Source organism: Klebsiella sp. CTHL.F3a (genome assembly GCF_019890895.1).
Classification (GTDB): domain Bacteria; phylum Pseudomonadota; class Gammaproteobacteria; order Enterobacterales; family Enterobacteriaceae; genus Klebsiella; species Klebsiella grimontii.
Window position 1 is genome coordinate 5,600,173 of record NZ_CP082360.1, and the last position, 24,820, is coordinate 5,624,992.

Here is a 24,820-nt window from a genome sequence, read left to right on the forward strand (position 1 = left end):
GAATATGATTTCACGCAGCGCTGCTGCGGGGGATCCCTTTATCTAAAGAAACAGGAGTCGATAATGAATACATGGTTAAATTTAAAAGACAAAATAATTATCGTGACCGGCGGCGCATCAGGAATCGGCCTGGCGATTGTCGATGAGTTATTAGCCCAGGGCGCCAACGTGCAGATGAGCGATATTCACGGCGGCGACAAACATCAGAATCGCGATAATTATAATTTCTGGCCAACCGATATTTCCAGCGCCAGCGAAGTGAATAAAACCGTCGAGAGTATTATTCAGCGCTTTGGCCGCATTGATGGTTTAGTCAATAACGCCGGCGTCAATTTCCCGCGTTTATTAGTGGATGAGAAAGCGCCGTCCGGTCGCTATGAATTAAATGAAGCGGCATTCGAAAAAATGGTCAATATCAACCAGAAAGGCGTTTTCCTGATGTCGCAGGCGGTGGCGCGCCAGATGGTGAAACAGCGCAGCGGCGTGATTGTTAACGTCTCGTCGGAAAGCGGTCTCGAAGGCTCTGAAGGCCAGAGCTGCTACGCCGCGACCAAGGCCGCGCTGAACAGCTTTACCCGCTCCTGGTCGAAAGAGCTGGGCAAACACGGTATTCGCGTTGTAGGCGTCGCGCCGGGTATTCTGGAAAAAACCGGGCTGCGTACCCCGGAATATGAAGAGGCGCTGGCCTGGACCCGCAATATCACTGTAGAACAGCTGCGCGAAGGCTATAGCAAAAATGCGATCCCTGTTGGTCGCTCCGGCCGTCTCAGTGAAGTTGCTGATTTTGTTTGCTATCTGCTCTCAGAGCGCGCCAGCTACATTACCGGAGTAACCACTAACATTGCGGGCGGCAAAACGCGCGGCTAAGGGGGAAACATGGTTAACGTCATCTTCTGCGCTCACGGTCAGCTGGCCTGCGCCATGCTCGACTCGGTGCGCATGGTTTACGGCGATGTCCACGTCAGCGCCGTGGCGTTTGTACCGGGGGAAAACGCGGGCGATATCGCCGATAAGCTTGAAAAGTTGGTAAGTACTCACAAAGAGGAGGAGTGGCTCATCGCCGTCGATCTACAGTGCGGCAGCCCGTGGAACGCCGCCGCCGGCCTGGCGATGCGCAACCCGCAGCTTCGGGTCATCAGCGGCCTGTCGCTACCGCTGGCTCTGGAGCTGGTCGATAACCAGCAAACGATGAATGCAGAAGCACTGTGCCAACATCTTGAGACTATCGCCAGCCAGTGCTGCGTCACCTGGCGACAGCCGGAAACCGTTGAGGAGGATTTCTGATGAACATTACGCTCGCACGCATTGATGACCGCCTGATTCACGGCCAGGTCACCACCGTTTGGTCAAAAGTGGCCAACGCCCAGCGTATCATTATCTGTAATGACGACGTGTATAACGACGACGTTCGCCGCACGCTGCTTCGCCAGGCCGCGCCGCCGGGCATGAAGGTCAATGTGGTGAATATCGAGAAAGCCGTCGCCGTTTATCACAACCCGCAATATCAGGACGAAACGGTTTTTTATTTATTCACTAATCCGCAGGACGTATTAACCATGGTGCAGCAGGGCGTCAAAATAGCCACCCTGAATATTGGCGGCATGGCCTGGCGACCGGGTAAAAAACAGTTAACCAAAGCGGTCTCATTAGACGCAGCGGATATTAATGCCTTTCAGCAGTTAGATAAGCTGGGCGTTAAGCTTGATTTACGCGTCGTAGCCTCGGATCCGTCGGTTAATATTCTCGAAAAAATAGCAGAGCAGTCCGTTACAGAATAATAAAACGCGCCTTTTATTACACACTGTCATTCTGGATGCATCGCGGCGACAAATGAGCGAGTCACCAGCAGTATAGCTAACTATGTGACTGGGGCGAGAGAATGCAGTCAACAAAGAGGCAGCCTGAAGAACATCGTGTAAATGCCGTAAAAGGCAGGGATTTCTATACCCTCAAGGTGACAAATTATGGAAATAAGTACCCTACAAATCATCGCCATATTTATTTTTTCCTGTATTGCCGGGATGGGCAGCGTGCTGGATGAATTCCAGACTCACCGCCCATTAATCGCCTGTACCGTGATTGGCTTAATTCTCGGTGATTTAAAAACCGGGATTATGCTCGGCGGGACGCTGGAGCTGATCGCGCTCGGCTGGATGAACGTCGGCGCGGCGCAGTCCCCGGATTCAGCGTTAGCCAGCATTATCTCCGCCATCCTGGTGATCGTGGGCCAGCAAAGCATCGCTACCGGAATAGCGATTGCGCTGCCGGTCGCCGCGGCGGGTCAGGTGCTCACCGTGTTCGCCCGCACCATTACCGTGGTGTTCCAGCACGCGGCGGATAAGGCAGCAGAAGAAGCGCGCTTCGGGACAATCGATCTGCTGCACGTATCGGCGTTGGGTGTACAGGCGCTGCGCGTTGCTATCCCCGCGCTGGTGGTTTCGCTGTTCGTCAGCGCGGATATGGTCAGCAATATGCTCAACGCCATCCCGGAATTCGTCACCCGCGGTCTGCAAATCGCCGGCGGTTTTATCGTGGTGGTCGGCTACGCCATGGTGCTACGCATGATGGGCGTGAAGTATCTGATGCCCTTCTTCTTCCTCGGCTTCCTCGCAGGGGGATATCTCGACTTTAGCCTGCTGGCCTTCGGCGGCGTGGGGGTCATCATCGCGCTGATTTATATCCAGCTTAATCCGCAGTGGCGTAAACCTGAAGCGCAGGCAGCCGCCACCTCTTCCACTGCCCTTGACCAGCTTGACGACTGAAGGAGCCCAACATGGAACAGAGAAAAATTACCCAAGGCGACCTGGTGAGCATGTTTCTGCGCTCCAACCTGCAGCAGGCGTCATTCAACTTCGAACGTATTCACGGGCTTGGCTTCTGCTACGACATGATCCCGGCCATCAAGCGCCTCTACCCGCTGAAGGAGGATCAGGTCGCCGCGCTGAAGCGCCATCTGGTGTTCTTTAACACCACCCCGGCGGTGTGCGGGCCGGTGATTGGCGTGACCGCCGCGATGGAGGAAGCGCGGGCTAACGGCGCCGCTATTGACGATGGCGCCATCAACGGGATCAAAGTGGGTCTGATGGGGCCGCTGGCCGGCGTGGGCGACCCGCTGGTATGGGGCACGCTGCGGCCAATTACCGCCGCCCTCGGCGCCTCGCTGGCGCTCTCCGGGAATATTCTTGGCCCCCTGCTATTCTTCTTCATTTTCAACGCAGTACGTCTGGCGATGAAGTGGTACGGGCTGCAGCTTGGCTTCCGTAAAGGGGTCAATATCGTCAGCGATATGGGCGGCAACCTGCTGCAAAAGCTGACCGAAGGCGCCTCCATTCTTGGCCTGTTTGTGATGGGCGTGTTGGTCACCAAGTGGACCACTATCAACGTACCGCTGGTGGTCTCGCAAACGCCGGGCGCCGATGGCTCGACCGTCACCATGACCGTACAGAACATCCTCGATCAGCTCTGCCCCGGGCTGCTGGCTTTGGGCCTGACGCTGCTGATGGTGCGTCTGCTTAATAAGAAAGTGAACCCAGTATGGCTGATTTTCGCCCTCTTCGGTTTGGGGATTATCGGTAACGCGCTGGGCTTCCTGTCCTGATTATTCCGCCCCGGCGATGCCGGGGCTACTTCAACAAGTTAGCCCCAACAGATTGCGCAGTACGGCAAAGCGGCAACCGAACGTATCCCTGGGAGCGTAGATTCACTGCGTGACCAGGGCGTGAAGAAAGCCAACACAGCCGTAATGCGAAAGATGAAGGGGATGAGGTGGTAAATATGCAAACAACAGCCCTGCGCCTGTACGGCAAACGCGACCTGCGCCTGGAAACCTTCGAACTACCGGCGATGCAGGATGATGAAATCCTCGCCCGGGTGGTCACCGACAGCCTGTGCCTCTCCTCATGGAAAGAGGCGAATCAGGGTGAGGACCACAAAAAGGTGCCGGACGATGTGGCGACCAACCCGATTATCATCGGCCATGAGTTTTGCGGGGAAATTATCGCCGTCGGTAAAAAGTGGCAGCACAAGTTTCACGCTGGTCAACGCTATGTTATTCAGGCCAACCTGCAGTTGCCGGATCGCCCGGACTGCCCCGGCTATTCCTTCCCGTGGATCGGTGGCGAAGCCACCCACGTGGTGATCCCCAACGAGGTGATGGAACAGGATTGTTTGCTTTCCTGGGAAGGCGATACCTGGTTTGAAGGTTCGCTGGTGGAGCCGCTCTCCTGCGTGATCGGCGCGTTCAATGCCAACTACCATTTGCAGGAAGGCAGCTATAACCATGTGATGGGCATTCGCCCGCAGGGGCGCACGCTGATCCTCGGCGGCACCGGCCCGATGGGCCTGCTGGCTATCGACTACGCGCTGCATGGCCCGATCAATCCGGCGCTGCTGGTGGTCACCGACACCAATAAGCCAAAGCTCAGCTATGCGCGCCAGCACTATCCCTCCGAGCCGCAAACGCTGATCCACTATCTTGATGGGCGTGACGCCAGCCGCGAAACGCTGATGGCGCTCTCCGGCGGCCACGGTTTTGACGATATCTTCGTCTTCGTCCCTAACGAACAGCTCATCACTCTGGCATCCTCGCTGCTGGCCGCAGACGGCTGCCTGAACTTCTTCGCCGGTCCGCAGGATAAGCAGTTCAGCGCGCCGATCAATTTTTACGATGTGCATTACGCATTTACCCACTACGTCGGCACCTCCGGCGGTAATACCGACGATATGCGCGCCGCCGTAGCGCTGATGCAGGCGAAAAAAGTCCAGACCGCGAAGGTGGTGACCCATATTCTGGGGCTGAACGCGGCGGGCGAGACGACCCTGGATTTACCGGCGGTGGGAGGCGGTAAAAAGCTGGTCTATACCGGGAAAAATATCCCGCTGACGCCGCTGGGAGAAATCAGCGATCCGCAGCTGGCGGCGATTATGGAGCGCCATCACGGTATCTGGTCAAAAGAGGCGGAGGTGTATCTGCTGGCCCACGCGGAGGATATTGTTCATGATTAATCGTGATACGCAGCTGTGCATGTCGTTGGCCGGTCGTCCGGGCAACTTCGGCACCCGCTTTCACAACTATCTGTATGAAAAGCTGGGGCTGAACTATATCTATAAAGCGTTTACGACCCAGGATATTGCCGCGGCGGTAAACGGCGTGCGCGCATTAGGCGTTCGCGGCTGCGCGGTCTCGATGCCGTTTAAAGAGAGCTGCATACCGTTTCTCGACGCTCTTGACCCTTCGGCAAAGGTGATTGATTCGGTCAATACCATCGTCAACGACGACGGCAGGCTGACCGGGCTGAATACCGACTATATCGCGGTAAAAAGCCTGATTGACAGCCATCGGCTCGACGCCTCTGCCAAAGTGATGATCCAGGGCAGCGGCGGAATGGGCAAAGCGGTCATCGCCGCCTTCCGCGATGCCGGTTTCCGCGATGTGATTATCGCCGCCCGCCATCGCGAGCGCGGCCTGGCGCTGGCGAAGCAGTACGGTTTCCAGTGGCAGCCCAAGCCAGAGGGAATCGCAGCGGATATTCTGGTTAACGTCACGCCGCTCGGCATGGCGGGCGGTACGGAAAGCGAAACCCTGGCCTTTAGCCAGACAATGGTGGAACGGGCCGCCGTGATATTTGACGTGGTCGCGCTACCGCCGGAAACCCCGCTCATCAAGCTGGCGCAGAGGCTGGACAAGCACGTTATCAGCGGCGCGGAGGTGATTGCCCTGCAGGCGGTGGAGCAATTTGCGCTCTACACCGGCGTGCGCCCGGACGCGGCGCTGGTCGCTGAAGCCGCGGCCTTTGCCAGAGGATAAGGGCAAAACGGAGAGCGCCAGGGAGGGCGCCCTAATAACCGTTGATCAGGAAGTCGATTGCATCGCGCAGCGCAGCCCTGTCCGCCGTCAAATCAGCGACGCGCTTGCCCAGTTCTTTTTGCGGCAAACCCGCCATCATATGCGTCATCACAATATAAGTTTGACCGGCAATCGTAATCACGGGACAAATTTTGGTCGGGGGCTGGGTATCGGGTAGTTGGTTTTGTTCTATCACAGGGGCAACCAGGATATGCTTCAGGACATTCGCGACCGGATGCTGCAGGTTGATTAAATAAGGGAAAACCTTTTTACCGCTTCCCGTATTCTCATAAGCGCAATATTGTTCCATCAGAACGGCCTTTGAAAATCACTAAACGAACCGTTTTCTTCTACCCATTGGTTAATCGTATCGATCGATTTCTTATTGTCTCGTAACCACTCTTCACGTTTGTGCTCACGAAGTTTTTCAAGCAAAGCTTCCGTTAAAACCGCCGAAATGTTGATTTTAAGTTTACGCGCCTCTTCCAGGATTTCAGGCGAAAGCGAGACATTGACTGATTTTTTAACGTTCGACGTAGTGCGCATGATAGCCCCCATGATAATGCGCATGACATGCCTCAGATTAGCGTAATAAACGAGCATTTTCTATTCCTTTGCCTGTGAATCATCAACGTAAAACTAAGCAGTTCCCGCTAACCTGTCACGCCCGGTAGAGTCAGTCTGCGAGGCGCTTTCCAGTTTAATTCAGAGAATCCCAGCGCCAGAAATCGCCGTTCCGCTATGTTCAGCGCGTCTCAGCGTGAGCCACGTCAGCAAGCGGTAAGATATCCTGTGATAACATCCCTGCCCGAATAATCATCTGGCCAAATGGAGAAATGATGGAACTGCTGCTATTAAGTAACTCAACGCTACCGGGCAAAGCCTGGCTGGAACATGCGCTGCCGACCATTGCCGGGCAGCTAAACGGCCGCCGTTCTGCGGTATTTATTCCTTTCGCCGGGGTAACGCAAACCTGGGACGATTACACCGCGAAAACCGCCGCCGTCTTCAGTCCAATGGGCGTCACGGTTACCGGTATTCACAGCGTCGCGGATCCGGTGTCGGCGATTGCGAATGCGGAGATAGTTATCGTCGGCGGCGGCAACACCTTTCAGTTGCTGAAAGAGTGCCGCGAACGCGGCCTGCTGGCGCCGATAGTAGATGTGGTGAAGCGCGGGGCGCTGTATATCGGCTGGAGCGCGGGCGCTAACCTGGCCTGTCCGACGATTCGCACCACTAACGATATGCCGATTGTCGACCCTAACGGTTTTACTGCGCTGGGGTTGTTCCCGCTGCAAATTAACCCGCACTTCACCAACGCACTGCCGGAAGGCCATAAAGGCGAGACCCGCGAACAGCGGATCCGCGAGCTGCTGGTGGTTGCGCCAGAGCTGACGATTATCGGCCTGCCGGAAGGCAACTGGATTCAGGTGACGCAGGGCCACGCCACTCTCGGCGGCCCGAATCCGACGCTGGTGTTCAGAGCCGGAGAAGAAGCAGTGACCCTGAACGCCGGCCATCGTTTCTGACCCCTGCTTGCTCTTGTCCCGGAGGAGGCGCGTTGCGCCTTTCCGGGCTACCGTTCCGCAGACGGCGGAGAACTCGTAGCCCGGGCAAGGCGCTCTGCGCCGCCCCCGGGAGCAAAGCGCAGAGTGGCATAATATCCCGGAGGCGATGCTGCGCATCTGTCCGGGCTACCATCCCGCAGACGGTGGAGAACTCGTAGCCCGGGCAAGGCGCTCTGCGCCGCCCCCGGGAGCAAAGCGCAGAGTGGCATAATTCCCCGGAGGCGATGCTGCGCATCTGTCCGAGCTACCGGCCGCAGACGGCGGTAATCCTGTAGCCCGGTTAAGCACAGCGCGAGCCAGGGATGTCAGGCGGCTCATCAGCGCTTAATAATCATCGCGCTCATCGTCCTCATCCGGCTGCTCCATCACGCTATAGGCTACCGAGCAGAACAACGAGTTAAGACGCTTCATATCGCCAAGCAGCGCCAGGTGCAGCGTACTGGTTTCAATGCTCTGCACGTTTTGCTGATGCAGGCGGTCAACGTGCGCGTGCGAGTAACGACGGTTCATAATGCGAAAACGATGTTTGCTGCGGCGCAGGCGGCGGGCGCTCGGCACGTCGCCGGAGAAGAAGACCGACATCGCCAGCTGCAGATTGCTGAGCAGCTGGTCGTAGAGTGCGTCCAGCTCTTTCAGCCCCTCCATAGAGAACGCGCGGCGCGCGGCCAGCGATTTATCGGCGATTTCGCTGCCCATTCTTTCGACGATATCCGAAGCCTGCTCGAGGTTGAGCGCCATTTCGATAATTTCCGCCCAGCGGCGGGACTCCTCATCCGCCAGCTCCTCTTTCGGCATCCGCGCCAGATAGAGCTTAATGGCGGTGTAAAGCACGTTGATATCATCCGCCATCCGCCGCAGCTCTTTCTCTTCACGCGGCTCACCGTGCATTACTTTACGCAGGCTTTCCAGCATCTGCTCCATGGCATCGCCAATACGCAGCGTTTCGCGGGCGGCATTGGCCAGCGCCAGCGCGGGCGTATCCAGCGCCGAAGTATCCAGATGCTTCGGCTTCAGACGCGCATCCAGCTCGGGCTCATCGCGAATCAGACGCTTACAGAGGTTCGCCATCGGCCCGGCAAACGGCACCATGGCGATACAGCGGATCAGGTTGTAGAAGACGTGGAAATAGATGACCAGCTCGGATTTTTGCAGCGGGAGTTCATCCATGACGTTTGCCAACAGATGTACAAACGGCAGGATAATCAGGCTGCCCACCAGCTTAAACAGCAGGCTGCCGAGCGCAACGCGGCGCGCGGCGGCATTGGCGCCGCTGTTATTTAGCATGGCCAACAGCCCGGAGCCGAGGTTAGCGCCGATCACCAGGCACAGCGCCACCGGAAACGAAATCACGCCGGTGGCGGTTAACGTCGCGGTCAGCAGCACCGCCGCCAGACTTGAATAGCTGATGATGGCGAACACCGCGCCGATCAGCGCATCCAGCATAATATCGCCGGTCAAAGAGGCGAAAATCACCTGTACGCCGTTGGCCTGGGTGATGGGATGCACCGCCTGCACGATCAGCTCCAGCGCCAGCAGAATCAAGCCCAGACCAATCCCCACGCGCCCGAGCTGGCCCGCGCGCGTTTGCTTGCGCCCGAGGAAGAAAATCACGCCGATAAAAATCAGCAGCGGCGAGAGCCACGACAGGTCGAAGGTCAGCACCCTCGCCATCAGCGCGGTACCGACGTCAGCGCCCAGCACCATCACCAGCGCGGGGGCCAGCGCCACCAGATCCTGGGCGACAAAAGAAGTCACCAGCATAGTGGTGGCATTGCTGCTCTGGACCAGCGCGGTAACGCCGATCCCCGCGCAGAAAGCGAGCGGTTTTTTCTCCACGCTGCTGCTGAGCACGCTGCGCAGGCGAGCGCCGTAGACACGCATCACGCCGGTACGGACGATATGGGTGCCCCACACCAGTAGAGCGACGGCGGACAACAGGTGTAGCAGAGTTAACACGGAATCAGCTTCTCCTTATATTTATTTGTTCCAGAAACTCATCAACCGTTACAGGCCGGATAGCGCTTTGCTTATCCGACGGCAACGATCGCAAGTTCCCTTCAGTATAAGGGTTTACGCACAATAAAGAGACAGGGCGCTCATTGAGCGCCCTGTTAGTTGTAAGAAAAGATAACGGTTTGGTGGATCAGTCGGCATCGTAACCGAGGTTCGGCGCCAGCCAGCGCTCCACCTCCGCCACGCTCATCCCCTTACGCAACGCATAGTCTTCCACCTGGTCGCGCTGAATTTGCGCCACCGCGAAGTACTTGCTGTCAGGATGGCTGAAGTACCAGCCGGAAACCGACGCGCCGGGCCACATGGCAAAGGACTCCGTCAGCTTCATGCCGGTGTGCTTTTCCACCTCCAGCAGCTCCCAGATCGTCGCCTTTTCGGTATGTTCCGGGCAGGCCGGATAGCCCGGCGCCGGGCGAATTCCCTGATAGTTCTCGCGGATCAGCTCTTCGTTACTGAGGTTCTCGTTCGCCGCATAGCCCCAATAGACCTTGCGCACCCGCTCATGCAGATATTCGGCAAAGGCTTCCGCCAGACGGTCGGCAATCGCCTTCACCATAATCTTGTTGTAATCATCGTGCTGCGCTTCGTAGGCGTCGGCCAGCGCGTCTTCCTCAAGGCCGCCCGTCACCGCAAAGGCGCCGATATAATCCGCTTTTCCTGACAGTTTCGGCGCGACAAAGTCCGCCAGGCAGTAGTTGGCAAAACCGACTTTCTCGGTCTGCTGGCGCAAATGATGCCCCACGGTCAGCACGTGCGTGCGGGTTTCATCGCGATAGATTTCGACGTCGTCGCCGACGCGGTTAGCCGGGAACAGCCCCACCACGCCGCGCGGGTTCAGTGTCTTCCCGGCGCTGAGCTTATCCAGCAGTTCATTGGCGTCTTTGAACAGGCGCTGCGCCTCTTCGCCGACCACTTCATCTTCCAGAATGCGCGGATATTTCCCGGCCAGCGACCAGGTCATAAAGAACGGCGTCCAGTCGATATAGTTACGCAGGGTTTCGATACTGGCTTCCACTTCCTGTACGCCCAGACGATGGGCCACTGGCGGCGTATAGCTTTCCCAGTCAAAGGCCAGATCGTTATCGCGCGCGGCTTCCAGCGTGACCGGCGGGGTACGCGGCTTTTTACGTCCGTGCTGAATACGTACCGTTTCGTACTCTTTGCGGGTACGGGCGACAAAATCATCACGCTGGGTCGCGGACAGCAGCGCAGCGACCACGCCGACGGTGCGCGAGGCGTTCTGCACGTAAACCGTCGGGCCGCTGTAGTTCTGCTCGATTTTCACCGCCGTATGCGCTTTCGAGGTGGTGGCGCCGCCGATCAGCAGCGGAATAGTAAAGCCCTGACGCTCCATCTCCTTCGCCACGTTGACCATCTCATCCAGCGACGGCGTTATCAGCCCGGAGAGGCCAATCAGGTCGGCGTTAACCTCGCGGGCGGTTTTCAGGATTTTATCCGCAGGCACCATCACGCCAAGGTCGACAATTTCGTAGTTATTACACTGCAGCACCACGCCGACAATATTCTTGCCGATGTCGTGCACGTCGCCTTTCACGGTGGCAATGACCATCTTGCCGTTGCTGGAACCTTTCTCTTTGCTGGCTTCGATATAGGGTTCGAGATAGGCCACCGCCTGCTTCATGACGCGGGCGGATTTCACCACCTGCGGCAGGAACATTTTCCCCTCGCCGAACAGGTCGCCGACCACGTTCATGCCGTCCATCAGCGGGCCTTCGATAACCTCAATCGGCCGCGCGGCCTGCTGGCGGGCTTCTTCGGTATCGAGCTCGATAAATTCGGTAATGCCTTTAACCAGCGAGTATTCGAGGCGTTTTTTGACGTCCCAGCTGCGCCACTCCGCCTGCTGAGCATTGGCGGTATCGTCGGTTTTGCTGCCGCGATATTTTTCCGCCAAATCGAGCAGGCGTTCGGTGCCGTCATCGCGGCGGTTCAGAATCACATCTTCAACCGCGTCACGCAGCTCGGCGGGAAGGTCGTCGTAAATCGCCAGCTGGCCAGCGTTGACGATGCCCATATCCATGCCGTTGCGGATGGCGTAGTAGAGGAATACCGCGTGAATCGCCTCGCGCACCGGGTCGTTGCCGCGAAAGGAGAACGACACGTTAGACACGCCGCCGGAAATGAGCGCGTGCGGCAGTTCGCGTTTGATATCTTCGCAGGCGCCGATAAAGTCCTGGGCGTAGTTGTTGTGCTCTTCAATCCCGGTCGCCACGGCGAAAATATTCGGGTCAAAGATGATATCTTCCGGCGGGAAGCCCACCTCTTTGGTGAGAATGTTGTACGCCCGGCGGCAAATTTCAATTTTCCGCTCGCGGGTATCGGCCTGGCCCACTTCATCAAAGGCCATCACCACGACGGCGGCCCCGTAGCGGCGCACCTTTTTCGCATGCTGGATAAACGGCTCAACGCCCTCTTTCATCGAGATGGAGTTAACGATGCCTTTACCCTGAATACACTTCAGGCCTTTTTCGATAACTTCCCATTTGGAGGAGTCAATCATAATCGGCACGCGGGCGATATCCGGCTCACCGGCGATCAGGTTGAGGAAGCGCGTCATCGCCGCTTCGGCGTCGAGCATTCCCTCATCCATATTGATATCGATAATCTGCGCGCCGCTTTCGACTTGCTGGCGTGCCACATCCAGCGCTTCGTTATATTTTTCTTCTTTAATCAGGCGCTTGAATTTCGCCGAGCCGGTGACGTTGGTGCGTTCGCCGACGTTCACAAACAGGCTGTCATCGCCGATATTCAGCGGCTCAAGGCCGGAAAGACGGCAGGCGACGGGGATTTCCGGCAGCTGGCGCGGCGGCAGGCCGGCCACCGCGCGGCTCATGGCGGCGATATGTTCCGGCGTGGTGCCGCAGCAGCCGCCGACAATATTCAGGAATCCGGCTTCAGCCCATTCGCGAATTTGCGCCGCCATCGTGTCGGCGTCGAGGTCGTATTCGCCAAAGGCGTTCGGCAAACCGGCATTCGGGTGGGCGGTAACGTAGCATTCGGCGATACGCGACAGCTCCTGCACGTACTGGCGCAGCTCATCCGGCCCGAGTGCGCAGTTGAGGCCGAACGTCAGCGCATCGGCGTGGCGCAGCGAGTTATAGAAAGCTTCGGTGGTCTGGCCGGACAGCGTGCGCCCGGAGGCGTCGGTGATGGTGCCGGAGATCATAATCGGCAGATCGACCCCCAGCGCTTCGAACTCCTCTTTAACCGCAAAGATCGCCGCTTTAGCGTTGAGGGTATCGAACACCGTCTCAATCAGAATCAGATCCGCCCCGCCTTCAACCAGCGCTTTGGTGGATTCACGATAGGCTTCCACTAGCCCGTCAAAGGTGATGTTGCGGTAGGCCGGGTCGTTGACGTCGGGAGAAATAGACGCGGTGCGGTTAGTCGGGCCGAGGACCCCTGCGACGTAGCGCGGTTTTTCCGGCGTGCGGGCGGTCCAGGCATCGGCGCTGGCGCGGGCCAGTTTCGCCGCCGTAAAGTTGATCTCCGCCGACAGGGATTCCATCTGGTAATCCGCCATCGCGATGGTCGTCGAATTAAAGGTGTTGGTTTCAATGATATCCGCCCCGGCCTCGAAATAGGCATCGTGGATAGCGGTTATCACTTCCGGCTTGCTGAGAACCAGCAGGTCGTTGTTGCCCTTCAGGTCGCACGGCCAGTCGGCAAAGCGTGCGCCGCGAAAGTCCTGCTCACTCAGACGATAGCTCTGGATCATGGTGCCCATGCCCCCATCCAGAACCAAAATACGTGCTTTTAACTGCTGATGCAGTTGCTCAACTTTGCTGCTCACACTCGCTCCCGACAACGTTCAACCAGACCGAAAAACTCAACAGACCATACTGGCACAAACCGAAGGGGTGGAAAAGAGAACAGCGGGCAAGATGAGACATGTTCAGCTTCACTCATCCGATCAGTCGGGTAGTGATTGCATTATCGCCAAATAAAACGAAAATCATTTCCACGATACAGAAAAAAGGAGTCCGCGATGGCGACCCCCGCTCCCGCAAAACGCGGCAGAAAACCTGCCTCTCCCGCCGCCGCTCCGGCTGGCGGACAAGTTCAGTCCCTGACTCGCGGACTGAAACTGCTCGAATGGATTGCTGAATCCCACGGTAGCGTGGCGCTGACCGAACTGGCCCAGCAGGCCGGTTTGCCTAACTCCACGACGCACCGCCTGCTGACGACCATGCAGCAGTTGGGTTTTGTTCGTCAGGTCGGTGAGCTGGGACACTGGTCGGTAGGCGCGCATGCTTTCGTCGTCGGCAGCAGCTTCCTGCAAAGCCGTAACCTGTTGGCGATCGTCCATCCGATTTTGCGTCAGCTGATGGAAGACTCCGGCGAAACGGTTAACCTCGCGGTGCTTGACCAGGGCGACCACCAGGCGATTATTATCGATCAGGTGCAGTGTACCCAACTGATGCGTATGTCGGCGCCGATTGGCGGTAAGCTGCCGATGCACGCTTCCGGCGCCGGAAAGGCTTTTCTGTCGCAGCTAAGCGAAGAGCAGGTTACCGGCCTGCTGCACCGAAAAGGTCTGCACGCCTATACCCACGCCACTCTGGTGTCGCCGGTGCATCTGAAAGAAGATCTGGCCCAGACGCGTAAGCGTGGCTACTCGTTTGATGACGAGGAACACGCGCTTGGCCTGCGCTGCGTGGCGTCGTGCATTTATGATGAACATCGTGAGCCGTTCGCCGCTATCTCAATCTCCGGACCCATTTCCCGCATTACCGATGACCGCGTGACCGAGTTCGGCGCGATGGTGATCAAGGCGGCGAAAGAAGTCACGCTGGCCTACGGCGGAGTACGCTAAATGAGCGATCTGAAATCCTACTGGCAGGATAAATACCCTTCAGCTTTTTGCTGGTCTTTCGGCGACTCCGCGGCGCTGGCCGACGAGCTGGCGGCACTGGTCGTCGCGGGGAAAAAGCGCGGTACCTGCGGCTCGCTTGTCAGCTATCAGCAGGAGCAGCCACCCGTGACGCCAGGGGCATATCACATTGTACTGGACGGCAAAGGGAAAGCCGTCTGCGTGATACGCACCCTGACGCTCAGGCTCATCCGTTTTAACGAAATGAGCCCGGAGCTCGCCGCGCTGGAAGGCGAAGGCGATTTGAGCCTCGCCTACTGGCAATCGGCGCATCAGGCCTTCTTTGAACGAGAGGGCACCTGGGCTCCGGATATGGAGCTGGTATACGAAGAATTTGCCGTTATCGAAGCGGCCTGAGCCAGGCCGCCTGTTACCCCGCCTGCTGCAGATTGCCGTAACGCACGCAAAAGCGCTGACGGCGGCGATAGGCGTAGACATCCTCCACGTGGCCGTTGCGGATGCGCGTTTGCAGCTCCCGCCAGTAGTCGGCGCGCAGCAGGTCCGAATGCATCTCTTCAAATAGCGGCCCGATGCGCGGATCGGCGCACAGCCAGTGGCGAAACTCTTCCGGGAAAACATCGCCCGGCGAGACGCTATACCAGGGCTCGCTGGCGAGTTCATCTTCCGGGTAGCGCGCCGGCGGGATCTCACGGAAGTTCACTTCCGTCATATAGCAAATTTCATCATAATCGTAGAACACCACCCGGCCGTGACGCGTGACGCCAAAGTTTTTAAATAGCATATCGCCGGGGAAAATATTGGCGGCGGCCAGCTGTCGAATGGCGTTCCCGTACTCCTCCACCGCATCGCGCAGCGCCTGACCGTCGACCTGCTCCAGCCAGATATTGAGCGGCACCATCCGCCGCTCGATATAAAGATGGCTGATGGCGATTCGATCGCCGAGATCGGTAATTTTCGCTCCGGCCTCGGTTTGCAGCAGGGTCATCAATTCGGGCGCAATTTGCCGTTTCTCCAGCACGAAGTTCTCAAACTCCTGGGTATCGGCCATCCGTCCCACGCGGTCGTGCTCTTTGACCAGCTGATAGCAGGCGCGCACGTGGGCGGCTGTCATCTCTTTCTGCGGCGCGAAGCGGTCCTTGATGATCTTAAATACCCGGTCAAATCCCGGCAAAGTAAACACCAGCATCACCATGCCGCGAATCCCCGGCGCTTCAATAAATTGCTCATCACTTTGGGAAATGTAGTGCAGGTATTCCCGATAGCTCTCGGTTTTCGCATGCTTCTGGCAGCCAATTGCCATATACAGTTCGGCGGTGGTTTTACCCGGGAGAATCTCACGCAGCCACTCAACCAGCGCGCCGGGCAGCGGCGCGTAAACCATAAAATAGGAGCGGGCGAAGCCAAAAACGATGCTGGCTTCGGCGTGCGTTGTCAGACAGGCATCGACAAACAGTTCACCTTCATCAGAACGATGGATAGGGAGAAGAAAAGGCAGCGTCGCTATTGGCGTGACGAGTTTACCCACCAGCCAGGCCGCCTTATTGCGATAAAACAGTTCGTTCGCCACCTGCAGATGTGAGCGGGAAAGTAGCTCGCTGCCAAGCGCTTCCTGCAGGCAAGCGGTGATATATCCGATATCGCGCGCGCTGTTTTGCCACGGCAGGCGGAGAGGAAGATCGGATAACACTTTGCGTAATAACGTGTCCCAGCCCCGGTTAGGGAAGAAATCTTTAGCCAGCGGCCGCGGGATGGAACGTAAGCGCCGCTCCGGCTGCGAGCTGAAAATAAAAAGCCGCTCGGGAGTCAGCGAGCGGTGGTCAAACAACCGGCAATAGACGGAATTAAAAAAGCTCTCCGCAATTTCGAAGCGAGGGTAATCCGGCAGCAGGCGGGTATAGTGCTCTTTCACCCGCAGCAAAAAATCGGTATCGGTATTTTTACCATCAGTAATGCAGCGCAGCTGTTCGACGACCAGGCCGACATGGTGATCGTAAAGGTGAATACGCTGCTTCATCGCCTGCTGGACGGTATGCCAGTCAGCCTGTTCAAAGCGCTGCTGGGCGCCGGAAGTCACTTCAAGAAAACGACCATACTGGGCGTCAAAACCCTGCAAAATAGTTTGAGCAATCAATAGTTCCAGGCCACGCGTCATCGCTTCCCCCTCACCCATCCCTCTCCCCCGGAGAGAGGGAGAGGGGGAAATTATCAGAACTGATCTTCTTCTGTAGAGCCGGTTAACGCCGTGACTGACGAGGCTCCGCCCTGGATAATGGTGGTCACCTTATCGAAGTAGCCGGTGCCCACTTCCTGCTGATGAGAGACAAAGGTGTAGCCATCTTTAGCCGCCGCGAACTCCGGCTGCTGGACTTTCTCAACATAATGCTTCATGCCCTCGCCCTGGGCGTAAGCGTGCGCCAGATCAAACATGTTGAACCACATACTGTGGATACCCGCCAGGGTGATGAACTGATACTTGTAACCCATATCCGACAGCTGCTGCTGGAAGCTGGCGATGGTTTTATCATCCAGCTTTTTCTGCCAGTTAAACGACGGCGAGCAGTTGTAGGCCAGCAGTTTACCCGGATATTTCGCGTGAATCGCATCGGCAAAGCGCTTCGCCAGCTCAAGGTCCGGGGTGGAAGTTTCACACCACACCAGGTCGGCATAGGGCGCGTAGGCCAGCCCGCGGCTGATCGCCTGTTCGATACCGGCATGGGTGCGGAAGAAACCTTCGCTGGTACGGTCTCCGGTGATGAACTGACGATCGTAAGGATCGCAGTCTGAGGTAATTAAATCCGCCGCATCGGCGTCAGTACGGGCAATCACCAGGGTTGGCACGCCCATCACATCCGCCGCCAGGCGCGCGGCAACCAGTTTCTGAATCGCCTCTTGCGTGGGGACCAGCACTTTGCCACCCATATGGCCGCACTTCTTCACCGATGCCAGCTGGTCTTCGAAGTGTACGGCCGCTGCACCGGCCTCAATCATCGATTTCATCAGCTCAAACGCATTAAGCACGCCGCCAAATCCCGCTTCCGCGTCGGCGACGATCGGCAGGAAATAATCGGTATAACGCGGATCGTTCGGCTCAATGCCCGCAGACCACTGGATCTGATCTGCGCGGCGGAAGGTGTTGTTGATCCGATCGACAACCGCCGGTACCGAGTTTGCCGGATAGAGCGATTGATCCGGATACATGCTGGAGGCCAGGTTGGCATCCGCCGCGACCTGCCAGCCGGAAAGATAAATCGCTTCAATGCCCGCTTTCGCCTGCTGCAGCGCCTGCCCGCCGGTCAGCGCGCCCAGGCTGTTGACGTAGCCTTTTTTCGCTTCGCCGTGCAGTAGTCGCCACATCTTTGCCGCGCCCAGTTGCGCCAGCGTACACTCCGGGTTGACCGAGCCGCGTAGCTTCACCACGTCCTCGGCGCTGTATGGGCGGGTAATCCCTTCCCAGCGCGGTTTCGTCCACTCTTTGTTTAATTCTTCGATTTGTTGGGTACGAGTCTTCATGTGCAGATGCTCCATATTGTTGTGTGGTGAATTAGGCCAGAAGGCGATAGCCAGGCAGGGTTAAGAAATCGATCAGCTCGTCGGAGGTGGTGATCTGTTCCATCAGACGAGCGGCTTCATCAAAACGCCCGCTGCTGTAGCGGTGCTCGCCCAGTTCGTCCTGAATCACCCGCATCTCTTCGGCCAGCCACTGGCGGAACAGCGCTTTGGTAACAGGTGTGCCGTTACTGAGGGTTTTCTCATGATGGATCCACTGCCAAATCGAGGTACGGGAGATTTCGGCCGTTGCCGCATCTTCCATCAGGCCATAGATCGGTACGCAGCCGTTGCCGGAGATCCACGCTTCGATGTACTGCACCGCCACGCGAATATTGGCGCGCATGCCCTCTTCGGTCCGTTCGCCTTCACAGGGGGCCAGCAGTTGTTCAGCAGTGATCGGCGCGTCGTCTTCGCGGGTAACGGATAGCTGATTTTTGTTCTCGCCCAGTACGCCGTTAAAAACGGCCATCGCGGTATCAGCCAGCCCGGGATGCGCGATCCAGGTACCATCATGGCCGTTATTTGCCTCCAGCGATTTGTCTGCTTTTACCTTGTTCAGCACCTGGTTGTTTCGCTCGGCATCTTTGCTCGGAATAAAGGCCGCCATGCCGCCCATCGCAAACGCGCCGCGCTTGTGGCAGGTCCTAATCAGCAATCGCGAGTAGGCGCTGAGGAAAGGTTTGTCCATCGTCACCACCTGACGATCCGGCAAAACGCGGTCAGGGTGGTTCTTCAGCGTTTTGATATAGCTGAAGATGTAGTCCCAGCGCCCGCAGTTCAGGCCAACAATATGGTCGCGCAGGGCGTGCAGAATTTCGTCCATCTGGAATACGGCGGGCAGCGTTTCAATCAGCAACGTGGCTTTAACGGTGCCGCGCGGCAGCTCAAAACGGTCTTCCGTAAAGCTAAAGACTTCACTCCACCACGCCGCTTCCTGCCAGGCCTGAGTCTTCGGCAGATAGAAATAGGGCCCGCTACCTTTTTCCAGTAACGCTTTGTAGTTGTGGAAGAAATAGAGTGCGAAGTCGAACAGGCTGCCGGGAATGGCTTCACCGCGCCAGGTCACATGTTTTTCCGGCAGGTGCAGACCGCGAACGCGGCAGATCAGTAGCGCCGGGTTCGGCTTGAGCTGATAAATCTTGCCGGCTTCATTGGTGTAGCTGATGGTGCCGTTAACCGCATCACGCAGGTTAATTTGTCCATCAATGACTTTGTTCCATTCGGGCGCCAGCGAGTCTTCGAAATCCGCCATAAAGACTTTCACATTCGCATTGAGCGCATTGATCACCATCTTGCGCTCAACCGGTCCGGTGATTTCCACCCGCCGATCCTGCAAATCCTCCGGAATACCGCGGATCTTCCATTCACTATTACGAATGGAAGCAGTTTCCGAAATAAAATCAGGTAGTTTTCCGTCGTCAATTGCCTGCTGCTGCTGGATACGCGCCGCCAGGAGTTTGTTGCGTTCTGGCGTAAAGCGGCTCACCAGCTCGGTCAGAAACTCCACTGCCTCAGGCGTTAAGATTTGCTTCTCCTGGTCGCCATATGGCTGGCTAAAAGCCAGTTCGTCAGTAATTGTCGCCTGCTGCGTCATGTGCTGCTCCTCTTGGTTGATCCAGTTGGCGCGAACGTAAGATCGTTGTGTAGTTTTCGTTCAGCACAATTAAGACTACGCATTTATTTTTCAAAATCAAAAACAATTTCCATTTTTAATTTAATTCTTAATTAACCTATTGATAACAATATAAATAAAGTTTAATTACAATATGAGCCGCGTTTCGGAAATAAAAAAGGCACCCGAAGGTGCCAGAGGCAAAATGCTGAAACGCTTTAGGATCGCGTTGTGTAGGACATTAATCCAGAGTCGGATTCATATGGCGTAGATCGTATGGTGTAATCTGGTAGACGTAATAATTCAGCCAGTTGATAAACAGCAGATTGCCATGACTTCGCCAGGTGGCACGCGGTTTGTTCTGCGGATCGTTTTGCGGGAAATAATTGTGCGGAACCTGTGGATCGAGGCCCGCTTCTACATCGCGGAAAAATTCGCTGGCCAGAGTATTGGCGTCATATTCCGGGTGACCGGTCACGAAGGCGATGCGCTTATCTTTGCTGGCGAACAGGTAGGCGTCCCCTTCTTCCGTCTCCGCCAGAATCTCAAGATCGGTATAGTCGCGAATCAGCGCCGCCGGGAAATCGGCATAGCGCGAGTGCGGGGCCAAAAAGCTATCGTCAAAGCCGCGGGTTAATAAGGCATGAGGTTGCAGGATATGGTGTTCATATACGCCGGAAATTTTTTCAGAGCGGGTCTGTTTAGGAATACCGTAGAGAATATTAAGGGCAGCCTGTACCGCCCAACAGACAAACAGCGTGGAGGTGACATGATCTTTTGCCCACTCCAGTACCTGCTTGATCTGCGGCCAATAGGCAACGTCATTAAACTCAACCAGCCCTAAAGGCGCGCCGGTCACAATCAGGCCATCAAAGTTCTGATCGCAAATATCTTCAAAGTTGCAGTAAAAGTTGTTCAGGTGTTCCGCCGGGGTATTACGCGATTCGCGGGCATCGATGCGCAGCAGCTGGATATCAAGCTGTAGGGGAGAGTTGGAAAGTAGTCGCAGAAACTGATTCTCAGTCTCGATTTTCTTCGGCATCAGATTAAGGATGAGCACCTTCAGCGGGCGGATTTCCTGAGTCGTCGCGCGAGTAGTCGTCATCACAAAGACGTTTTCATTACGCAAGAAATTGACGGCCGGTAGCTCGTCCTGCACCCGAATTGGCATAACTTTATTACCTCATAGCATACGTATAAACGTTTAGACATCCAGACAGCTGAAGATACCCAGGAATAAGGTGAATGTCGAGCCTGCAGGTGCAGGGTGAGAAAATTTCACGGATATTTTTACGTTAGAATATAAGAACAAATAAAAGGAGCAATTATGGTTATTAGTATCCGCCGTTCACGGCATGATGAAGGGGAAAAACTGGTTGCGATCTGGCGTCGCTCGGTTGATGCCACTCACGATTTCCTGTCAAAAGAGTATAGAGTGGAACTCGAAACGCTGGTGAGTTCATTTCTACCCGAAGCGCCGCTGTGGGTGGCGGTAACGGAGAAAGATGAGCCTATCGCCTTTATGCTTCTTACGGGTGAACATATGGATGCGCTATTCGTTGATCCTATGGTCCGCGGCTGCGGCGTCGGTAAGTTACTGATTGAACACGCGCTAACGCTGGCGCCAAAGTTGACGACCAACGTTAATGAGCAGAATGAGCAAGCGGTCGGATTTTATCAGAAGATGGGCTTTAAGGTGACGGGGCGTTCAGAGACGGACGATCTCGGTAAACCTTACCCGTTATTGAATCTGGTACACGAATAAGATACGGAGCCGGATAAGAATAAACTTCTATCCGGTAGTTCTCAGGCCATAAAAACGCAAAAAGCCCATCCGTCAGGATGGGCTCTTCACGTGTTTGATGCCTGGCAGTTCCCTACTCTCACATGGGGAGACCCCACACTACCATCGGCGCTACGGCGTTTCACTTCTGAGTTCGGCATGGGGTCAGGTGGGACCACCGCGCTATCGCCGCCAGGCAAATTCTTTGTGCTCAGTACGCAATTCTTTATCGCATCTGCCGCGTTGCCCGCGCTCGCAAACTCAGTCACATACTTCTGTATGCTCCTTCCTTTCCTTCGCTTGTCGCCTTGCTGCTGCGCAAATTATTGCGTACTCAACTCTGAATCAATGCTGAAATTGTTGTCTTCTCAAATCCGCCAAAACATCTTCGGCGTTGTAAGGTTAAGCCTCACGGTTCATTAGTACCGGTTAGCTCAACGCATCGCTGCGCTTACACACCCGGCCTATCAACGTCGTCGTCTTCAACGTTCCTTCAGGACCCTTAAAGGGTCAGGGAGAACTCATCTCGGGGCAAGTTTCGTACTTAGATGCTTTCAGCACTTATCTCTTCCGCATTTAGCTACCGGGCAATGCCATTGGCATGACAACCCGAACACCAGTGATGCGTCCACTCCGGTCCTCTCGTACTAGGAGCAGCCCCCCTCAATTCTCCAGCGCCCACGGCAGATAGGGACCGAACTGTCTCACGACGTTCTAAACCCAGCTCGCGTACCACTTTAAATGGCGAACAGCCATACCCTTGGGACCTACTTCAGCCCCAGGATGTGATGAGCCGACATCGAGGTGCCAAACACCGCCGTCGATATGAACTCTTGGGCGGTATCAGCCTGTTATCCCCGGAGTACCTTTTATCCGTTGAGCGATGGCCCTTCCATTCAGAACCACCGGATCACTATGACCTGCTTTCGCACCTGCTCGCGCCGTCACGCTCGCAGTCAAGCCAGCTTATGCCATTGCACTAACCTCCTGATGTCCGACCAGGATTAGCTGACCTTCGTGCTCCTCCGTTACTCTTTAGGAGGAGACCGCCCCAGTCAAACTACCCACCAGACACTGTCCGCAACCCCGATTAGGGGCCCACGTTAGAACACCAGCCATTAAAGGGTGGTATTTCAAGGATGGCTCCACGCAGACTGGCGTCCACGCTTCAAAGCCTCCCACCTATCCTACACATCAAGGACCAGTGTTCAGTGTCAAGCTATAGTAAAGGTTCACGGGGTCTTTCCGTCTTGCCGCGGGTACACTGCATCTTCACAGCGAGTTCAATTTCACTGAGTCTCGGGTGGAGACAGCCTGGCCATCATTACGCCATTCGTGCAGGTCGGAACTTACCCGACAAGGAATTTCGCTACCTTAGGACCGTTATAGTTACGGCCGCCGTTTACCGGGGCTTCGATCAAGAGCTTCTCCTTACGGATAACCCCATCAATTAACCTTCCGGCACCGGGCAGGCGTCACACCGTATACGTCCACTTTCGTGTTTGCACAGTGCTGTGTTTTTAATAAACAGTTGCAGCCAGCTGGTATCTTCGACTGATTTCAGCTCCATGGGTAAACCACTTCACCTACATATCAGCGTGCCTTCTCCCGAAGTTACGGCACCATTTTGCCTAGTTCCTTCACCCGAGTTCTCTCAAGCGCCTTGGTATTCTCTACCTGACCACCTGTGTCGGTTTGGGGTACGATTTGATGTTACCTGATGCTTAGAGGCTTTTCCTGGAAGCAGGGCATTTGTCACTTCAGCACCGTAGTGCCTCGTCATCACGCCTCAGTGTTAAAGTGAACCGGATTTACCTGGAACACACACCTACACGCTTAAACCGGGACAACCGTCGCCCGGCCAACATAGCCTTCTCCGTCCCCCCTTCGCAGTAACACCAAGTACAGGAATATTAACCTGTTTCCCATCGACTACGCCTTTCGGCCTCGCCTTAGGGGTCGACTCACCCTGCCCCGATTAACGTTGGACAGGAACCCTTGGTCTTCCGGCGTGCGGGTTTTTCACCCGCATTATCGTTACTTATGTCAGCATTCGCACTTCTGATACCTCCAGCAACCTTCACAGGCCACCTTCAACGGCTTACAGAACGCTCCCCTACCCAACAACACATAGTGTCGCTGCCGCAGCTTCGGTGCATGGTTTAGCCCCGTTACATCTTCCGCGCAGGCCGACTCGACCAGTGAGCTATTACGCTTTCTTTAAATGATGGCTGCTTCTAAGCCAACATCCTGGCTGTCTGGGCCTTCCCACATCGTTTCCCACTTAACCATGACTTTGGGACCTTAGCTGGCGGTCTGGGTTGTTTCCCTCTTCACGACGGACGTTAGCACCCGCCGTGTGTCTCCCGTGATAACATTCTTCGGTATTCGTAGTTTGCATCGGGTTGGTAAGTCGGGATGACCCCCTAGCCGAAACAGTGCTCTACCCCCGAAGATGAATTCACGAGGCGCTACCTAAATAGCTTTCGGGGAGAACCAGCTATCTCCCGGTTTGATTGGCCTTTCACCCCCAGCCACAAGTCATCCGCTAATTTTTCAACATTAGTCGGTTCGGTCCTCCAGTTAGTGTTACCCAACCTTCAACCTGCCCATGGCTAGATCACCGGGTTTCGGGTCTATACCCTGCAACTTAACGCCCAGTTAAGACTCGGTTTCCCTGCGGCTCCCCTATACGGTTAACCTTGCTACAGAATATAAGTCGCTGACCCATTATACAAAAGGTACGCAGTCACCCAACAAGTGGGCTCCTACTGCTTGTACGTACACGGTTTCAGGTTCTTTTTCACTCCCCTCGCCGGGGTTCTTTTCGCCTTTCCCTCACGGTACTGGTTCACTATCGGTCAGTCAGGAGTATTTAGCCTTGGAGGATGGTCCCCCCATATTCAGACAGGATACCACGTGTCCCGCCCTACTCTTCGAGTTCACAGCCTGTGTGTTTTAGTGTACGGGAGTATCACCCTGTACCCTGCGACTTTCCAGACGCTTCCACTAACACACAAGCTGATTCAGACTCCGGGCTGCTCCCCGTTCGCTCGCCGCTACTGGGGGAATCTCGGTTGATTTCTTTTCCTCGGGGTACTTAGATGTTTCAGTTCCCCCGGTTCGCCTCGTTTGACTATGTATTCATCAAACGATAGTGCAACGAATTGCACTGGGTTTCCCCATTCGGACATCGCCGGCTGTAACGGTTCATATCACCTTACCGACGCTTTTCGCAGATTAGCACGTCCTTCATCGCCTCTGACTGCCAGGGCATCCACCGTGTACGCTTAGTCGCTTAACCTCACAACCCGAAGATGTTTCGTAAAACATCATCGTGTCGCGAAAATTTGAGAGACTCGAACACACATAACATGTGTGTCGTTTCAATTTTCAGCTTGATCCAGATTTTTAAAGAGCAAATATCTCAAACGTCACCCGAAGATGAGTTTTGAGATATCGGTTGGTTGTGCCTTTCACTCACAGCCAGCAAGTGGCGTCCCCTAGGGGATTCGAACCCCTGTTGCCGCCGTGAAAGGGCGGAGTCCTAACCGCTAGACGAAGGGGACACGAGGTGTCACGACTTCGCAGCCGT

19 protein-coding genes, 1 tRNA gene and 2 rRNA genes are annotated in these 24,820 nt (G+C 55.9%); 11 read left to right on the forward strand and 11 right to left on the reverse strand.

Features of this window, described 5'->3' with window-relative positions; genetic code table 11:
• Positions 1–63 precede the first annotated feature (63 nt).
• The 7 genes from K7H21_RS26240 to K7H21_RS26270 all read left to right on the forward strand — a co-directional run bounded on the left by K7H21_RS26240 (position 64) and on the right by K7H21_RS26270 (position 5,806).
• Positions 64–867, forward strand: coding sequence for an SDR family oxidoreductase (locus K7H21_RS26240; RefSeq protein ID WP_004127739.1), 804 nt, complete (start codon positions 64–66; stop codon positions 865–867).
• 9 nt (positions 868–876) lie between these two features.
• Positions 877–1,284: a mannose/fructose/sorbose PTS transporter subunit IIA gene (locus K7H21_RS26245; RefSeq protein WP_014227521.1), complete on the forward strand. Its 408-nt coding sequence runs from the start codon at positions 877–879 to the stop codon at positions 1,282–1,284.
• The gene (locus K7H21_RS26250) at positions 1,284–1,778 is read left to right on the forward strand and encodes a mannose/fructose/sorbose PTS transporter subunit IIB (protein ID WP_004127734.1); all 495 of its coding nucleotides are present in this window, start codon (positions 1,284–1,286) and stop codon (positions 1,776–1,778) included. The genes K7H21_RS26245 and K7H21_RS26250 overlap by 1 nt, the downstream gene beginning before the upstream one ends.
• Positions 1,779–1,964: 186 nt before the next feature.
• Positions 1,965–2,762: a PTS mannose/fructose/sorbose transporter subunit IIC gene (locus K7H21_RS26255; RefSeq protein ID WP_087829627.1), complete on the forward strand. Its 798-nt coding sequence runs from the start codon at positions 1,965–1,967 to the stop codon at positions 2,760–2,762.
• A gap of 11 nt (positions 2,763–2,773) precedes the next feature.
• The gene (locus K7H21_RS26260; RefSeq protein ID WP_004127729.1) at positions 2,774–3,598 is read left to right on the forward strand and encodes a PTS system mannose/fructose/sorbose family transporter subunit IID; all 825 of its coding nucleotides are present in this window, start codon (positions 2,774–2,776) and stop codon (positions 3,596–3,598) included.
• 176 nt (positions 3,599–3,774) lie between these two features.
• Positions 3,775–5,004, forward strand: coding sequence for an L-sorbose 1-phosphate reductase (sorE, locus tag K7H21_RS26265; protein WP_004127726.1), 1,230 nt, complete (start codon positions 3,775–3,777; stop codon positions 5,002–5,004).
• On the forward strand, positions 4,997–5,806 hold the full coding sequence (locus K7H21_RS26270; protein ID WP_123828579.1) for a shikimate 5-dehydrogenase: 810 nt from the start codon (positions 4,997–4,999) through the stop codon (positions 5,804–5,806). The genes sorE and K7H21_RS26270 overlap by 8 nt, the downstream gene beginning before the upstream one ends.
• Before the next feature lie 31 nt (positions 5,807–5,837).
• On the opposite strand, the gene K7H21_RS26275 is transcribed toward K7H21_RS26270, so the two are convergent.
• Both K7H21_RS26275 and K7H21_RS26280 read right to left on the reverse strand, forming a co-directional pair.
• A complete protein-coding gene (locus K7H21_RS26275) occupies positions 5,838–6,155 on the reverse strand; it encodes a CcdB family protein (protein ID WP_014837118.1) in 318 nt (105 codons plus the stop codon).
• A complete protein-coding gene (locus tag K7H21_RS26280; protein ID WP_004127718.1) occupies positions 6,155–6,448 on the reverse strand; it encodes a type II toxin-antitoxin system CcdA family antitoxin in 294 nt (97 codons plus the stop codon). Before K7H21_RS26280 ends, K7H21_RS26275 begins: the two co-directional genes overlap by 1 nt.
• 236 nt (positions 6,449–6,684) lie before the next feature.
• Between K7H21_RS26280 and pepE the strand changes: the two genes are divergently transcribed.
• The gene (pepE, locus tag K7H21_RS26285; protein WP_049115450.1) at positions 6,685–7,374 is read left to right on the forward strand and encodes a dipeptidase PepE; all 690 of its coding nucleotides are present in this window, start codon (positions 6,685–6,687) and stop codon (positions 7,372–7,374) included.
• Positions 7,375–7,737: 363 nt separating this feature from the next.
• Here the strand turns inward: pepE and K7H21_RS26290 are convergent, their stop codons facing one another.
• Positions 7,738–9,369 carry a Na/Pi cotransporter family protein gene (locus K7H21_RS26290; protein WP_004127714.1) on the reverse strand — a complete coding sequence of 544 codons (1,632 nt, stop codon included), beginning with the start codon at positions 9,367–9,369 and terminating at the stop codon, positions 7,738–7,740.
• A gap of 187 nt (positions 9,370–9,556) precedes the next feature.
• Positions 9,557–13,240 carry a methionine synthase gene (gene metH, locus K7H21_RS26295; protein ID WP_142482026.1) on the reverse strand — a complete coding sequence of 1,228 codons (3,684 nt, stop codon included), beginning with the start codon at positions 13,238–13,240 and terminating at the stop codon, positions 9,557–9,559.
• A gap of 195 nt (positions 13,241–13,435) precedes the next feature.
• On the opposite strand from metH, the gene iclR reads away from it, so the two are divergent.
• A complete protein-coding gene (gene iclR, locus K7H21_RS26300; RefSeq protein ID WP_004127712.1) occupies positions 13,436–14,263 on the forward strand; it encodes a glyoxylate bypass operon transcriptional repressor IclR in 828 nt (275 codons plus the stop codon).
• A gap of 9 nt (positions 14,264–14,272) precedes the next feature.
• Positions 14,273–14,677, forward strand: a complete 405-nt coding sequence (locus tag K7H21_RS26305; RefSeq protein WP_087829759.1) for an ASCH domain-containing protein — start codon at positions 14,273–14,275, stop codon at positions 14,675–14,677.
• 13 nt (positions 14,678–14,690) lie between these two features.
• On the opposite strand, the gene aceK is transcribed toward K7H21_RS26305, so the two are convergent.
• The 4 genes from aceK to metA form a co-directional block, all read right to left on the reverse strand.
• Positions 14,691–16,433 (reverse strand): bifunctional isocitrate dehydrogenase kinase/phosphatase, encoded by a 1,743-nt coding sequence (gene aceK, locus K7H21_RS26310; RefSeq protein WP_032742235.1) that lies wholly within the window; start codon positions 16,431–16,433, stop codon positions 14,691–14,693.
• A 53-nt stretch (positions 16,434–16,486) separates the two neighbouring features.
• Positions 16,487–17,791: an isocitrate lyase gene (gene aceA, locus K7H21_RS26315; RefSeq protein WP_004127709.1), complete on the reverse strand. Its 1,305-nt coding sequence runs from the start codon at positions 17,789–17,791 to the stop codon at positions 16,487–16,489.
• 31 nt (positions 17,792–17,822) lie between these two features.
• Positions 17,823–19,424: a malate synthase A gene (gene aceB / locus K7H21_RS26320; protein WP_004127708.1), complete on the reverse strand. Its 1,602-nt coding sequence runs from the start codon at positions 19,422–19,424 to the stop codon at positions 17,823–17,825.
• Positions 19,425–19,683: 259 nt separating this feature from the next.
• A complete protein-coding gene (metA, locus tag K7H21_RS26325) occupies positions 19,684–20,613 on the reverse strand; it encodes a homoserine O-acetyltransferase MetA (protein ID WP_004109666.1) in 930 nt (309 codons plus the stop codon).
• A 156-nt stretch (positions 20,614–20,769) separates the two neighbouring features.
• Between metA and K7H21_RS26330 the strand changes: the two genes are divergently transcribed.
• Positions 20,770–21,207: an acetyltransferase gene (locus K7H21_RS26330; RefSeq protein WP_004127707.1), complete on the forward strand. Its 438-nt coding sequence runs from the start codon at positions 20,770–20,772 to the stop codon at positions 21,205–21,207.
• A gap of 99 nt (positions 21,208–21,306) precedes the next feature.
• Here the strand turns inward: K7H21_RS26330 and rrf are convergent.
• The 3 genes from rrf to K7H21_RS26345 all read right to left on the reverse strand — a co-directional run bounded on the left by rrf (position 21,307) and on the right by K7H21_RS26345 (position 24,794).
• Positions 21,307–21,422, reverse strand: a 5S ribosomal RNA gene (rrf, locus tag K7H21_RS26335).
• A 201-nt stretch (positions 21,423–21,623) separates the two neighbouring features.
• Positions 21,624–24,529, reverse strand: a 23S ribosomal RNA gene (locus tag K7H21_RS26340).
• Between the two features lie 190 nt (positions 24,530–24,719).
• Positions 24,720–24,794 (reverse strand) — tRNA-Glu (locus K7H21_RS26345).
• Between the last annotated feature and the right edge of the window lie 26 nt (positions 24,795–24,820).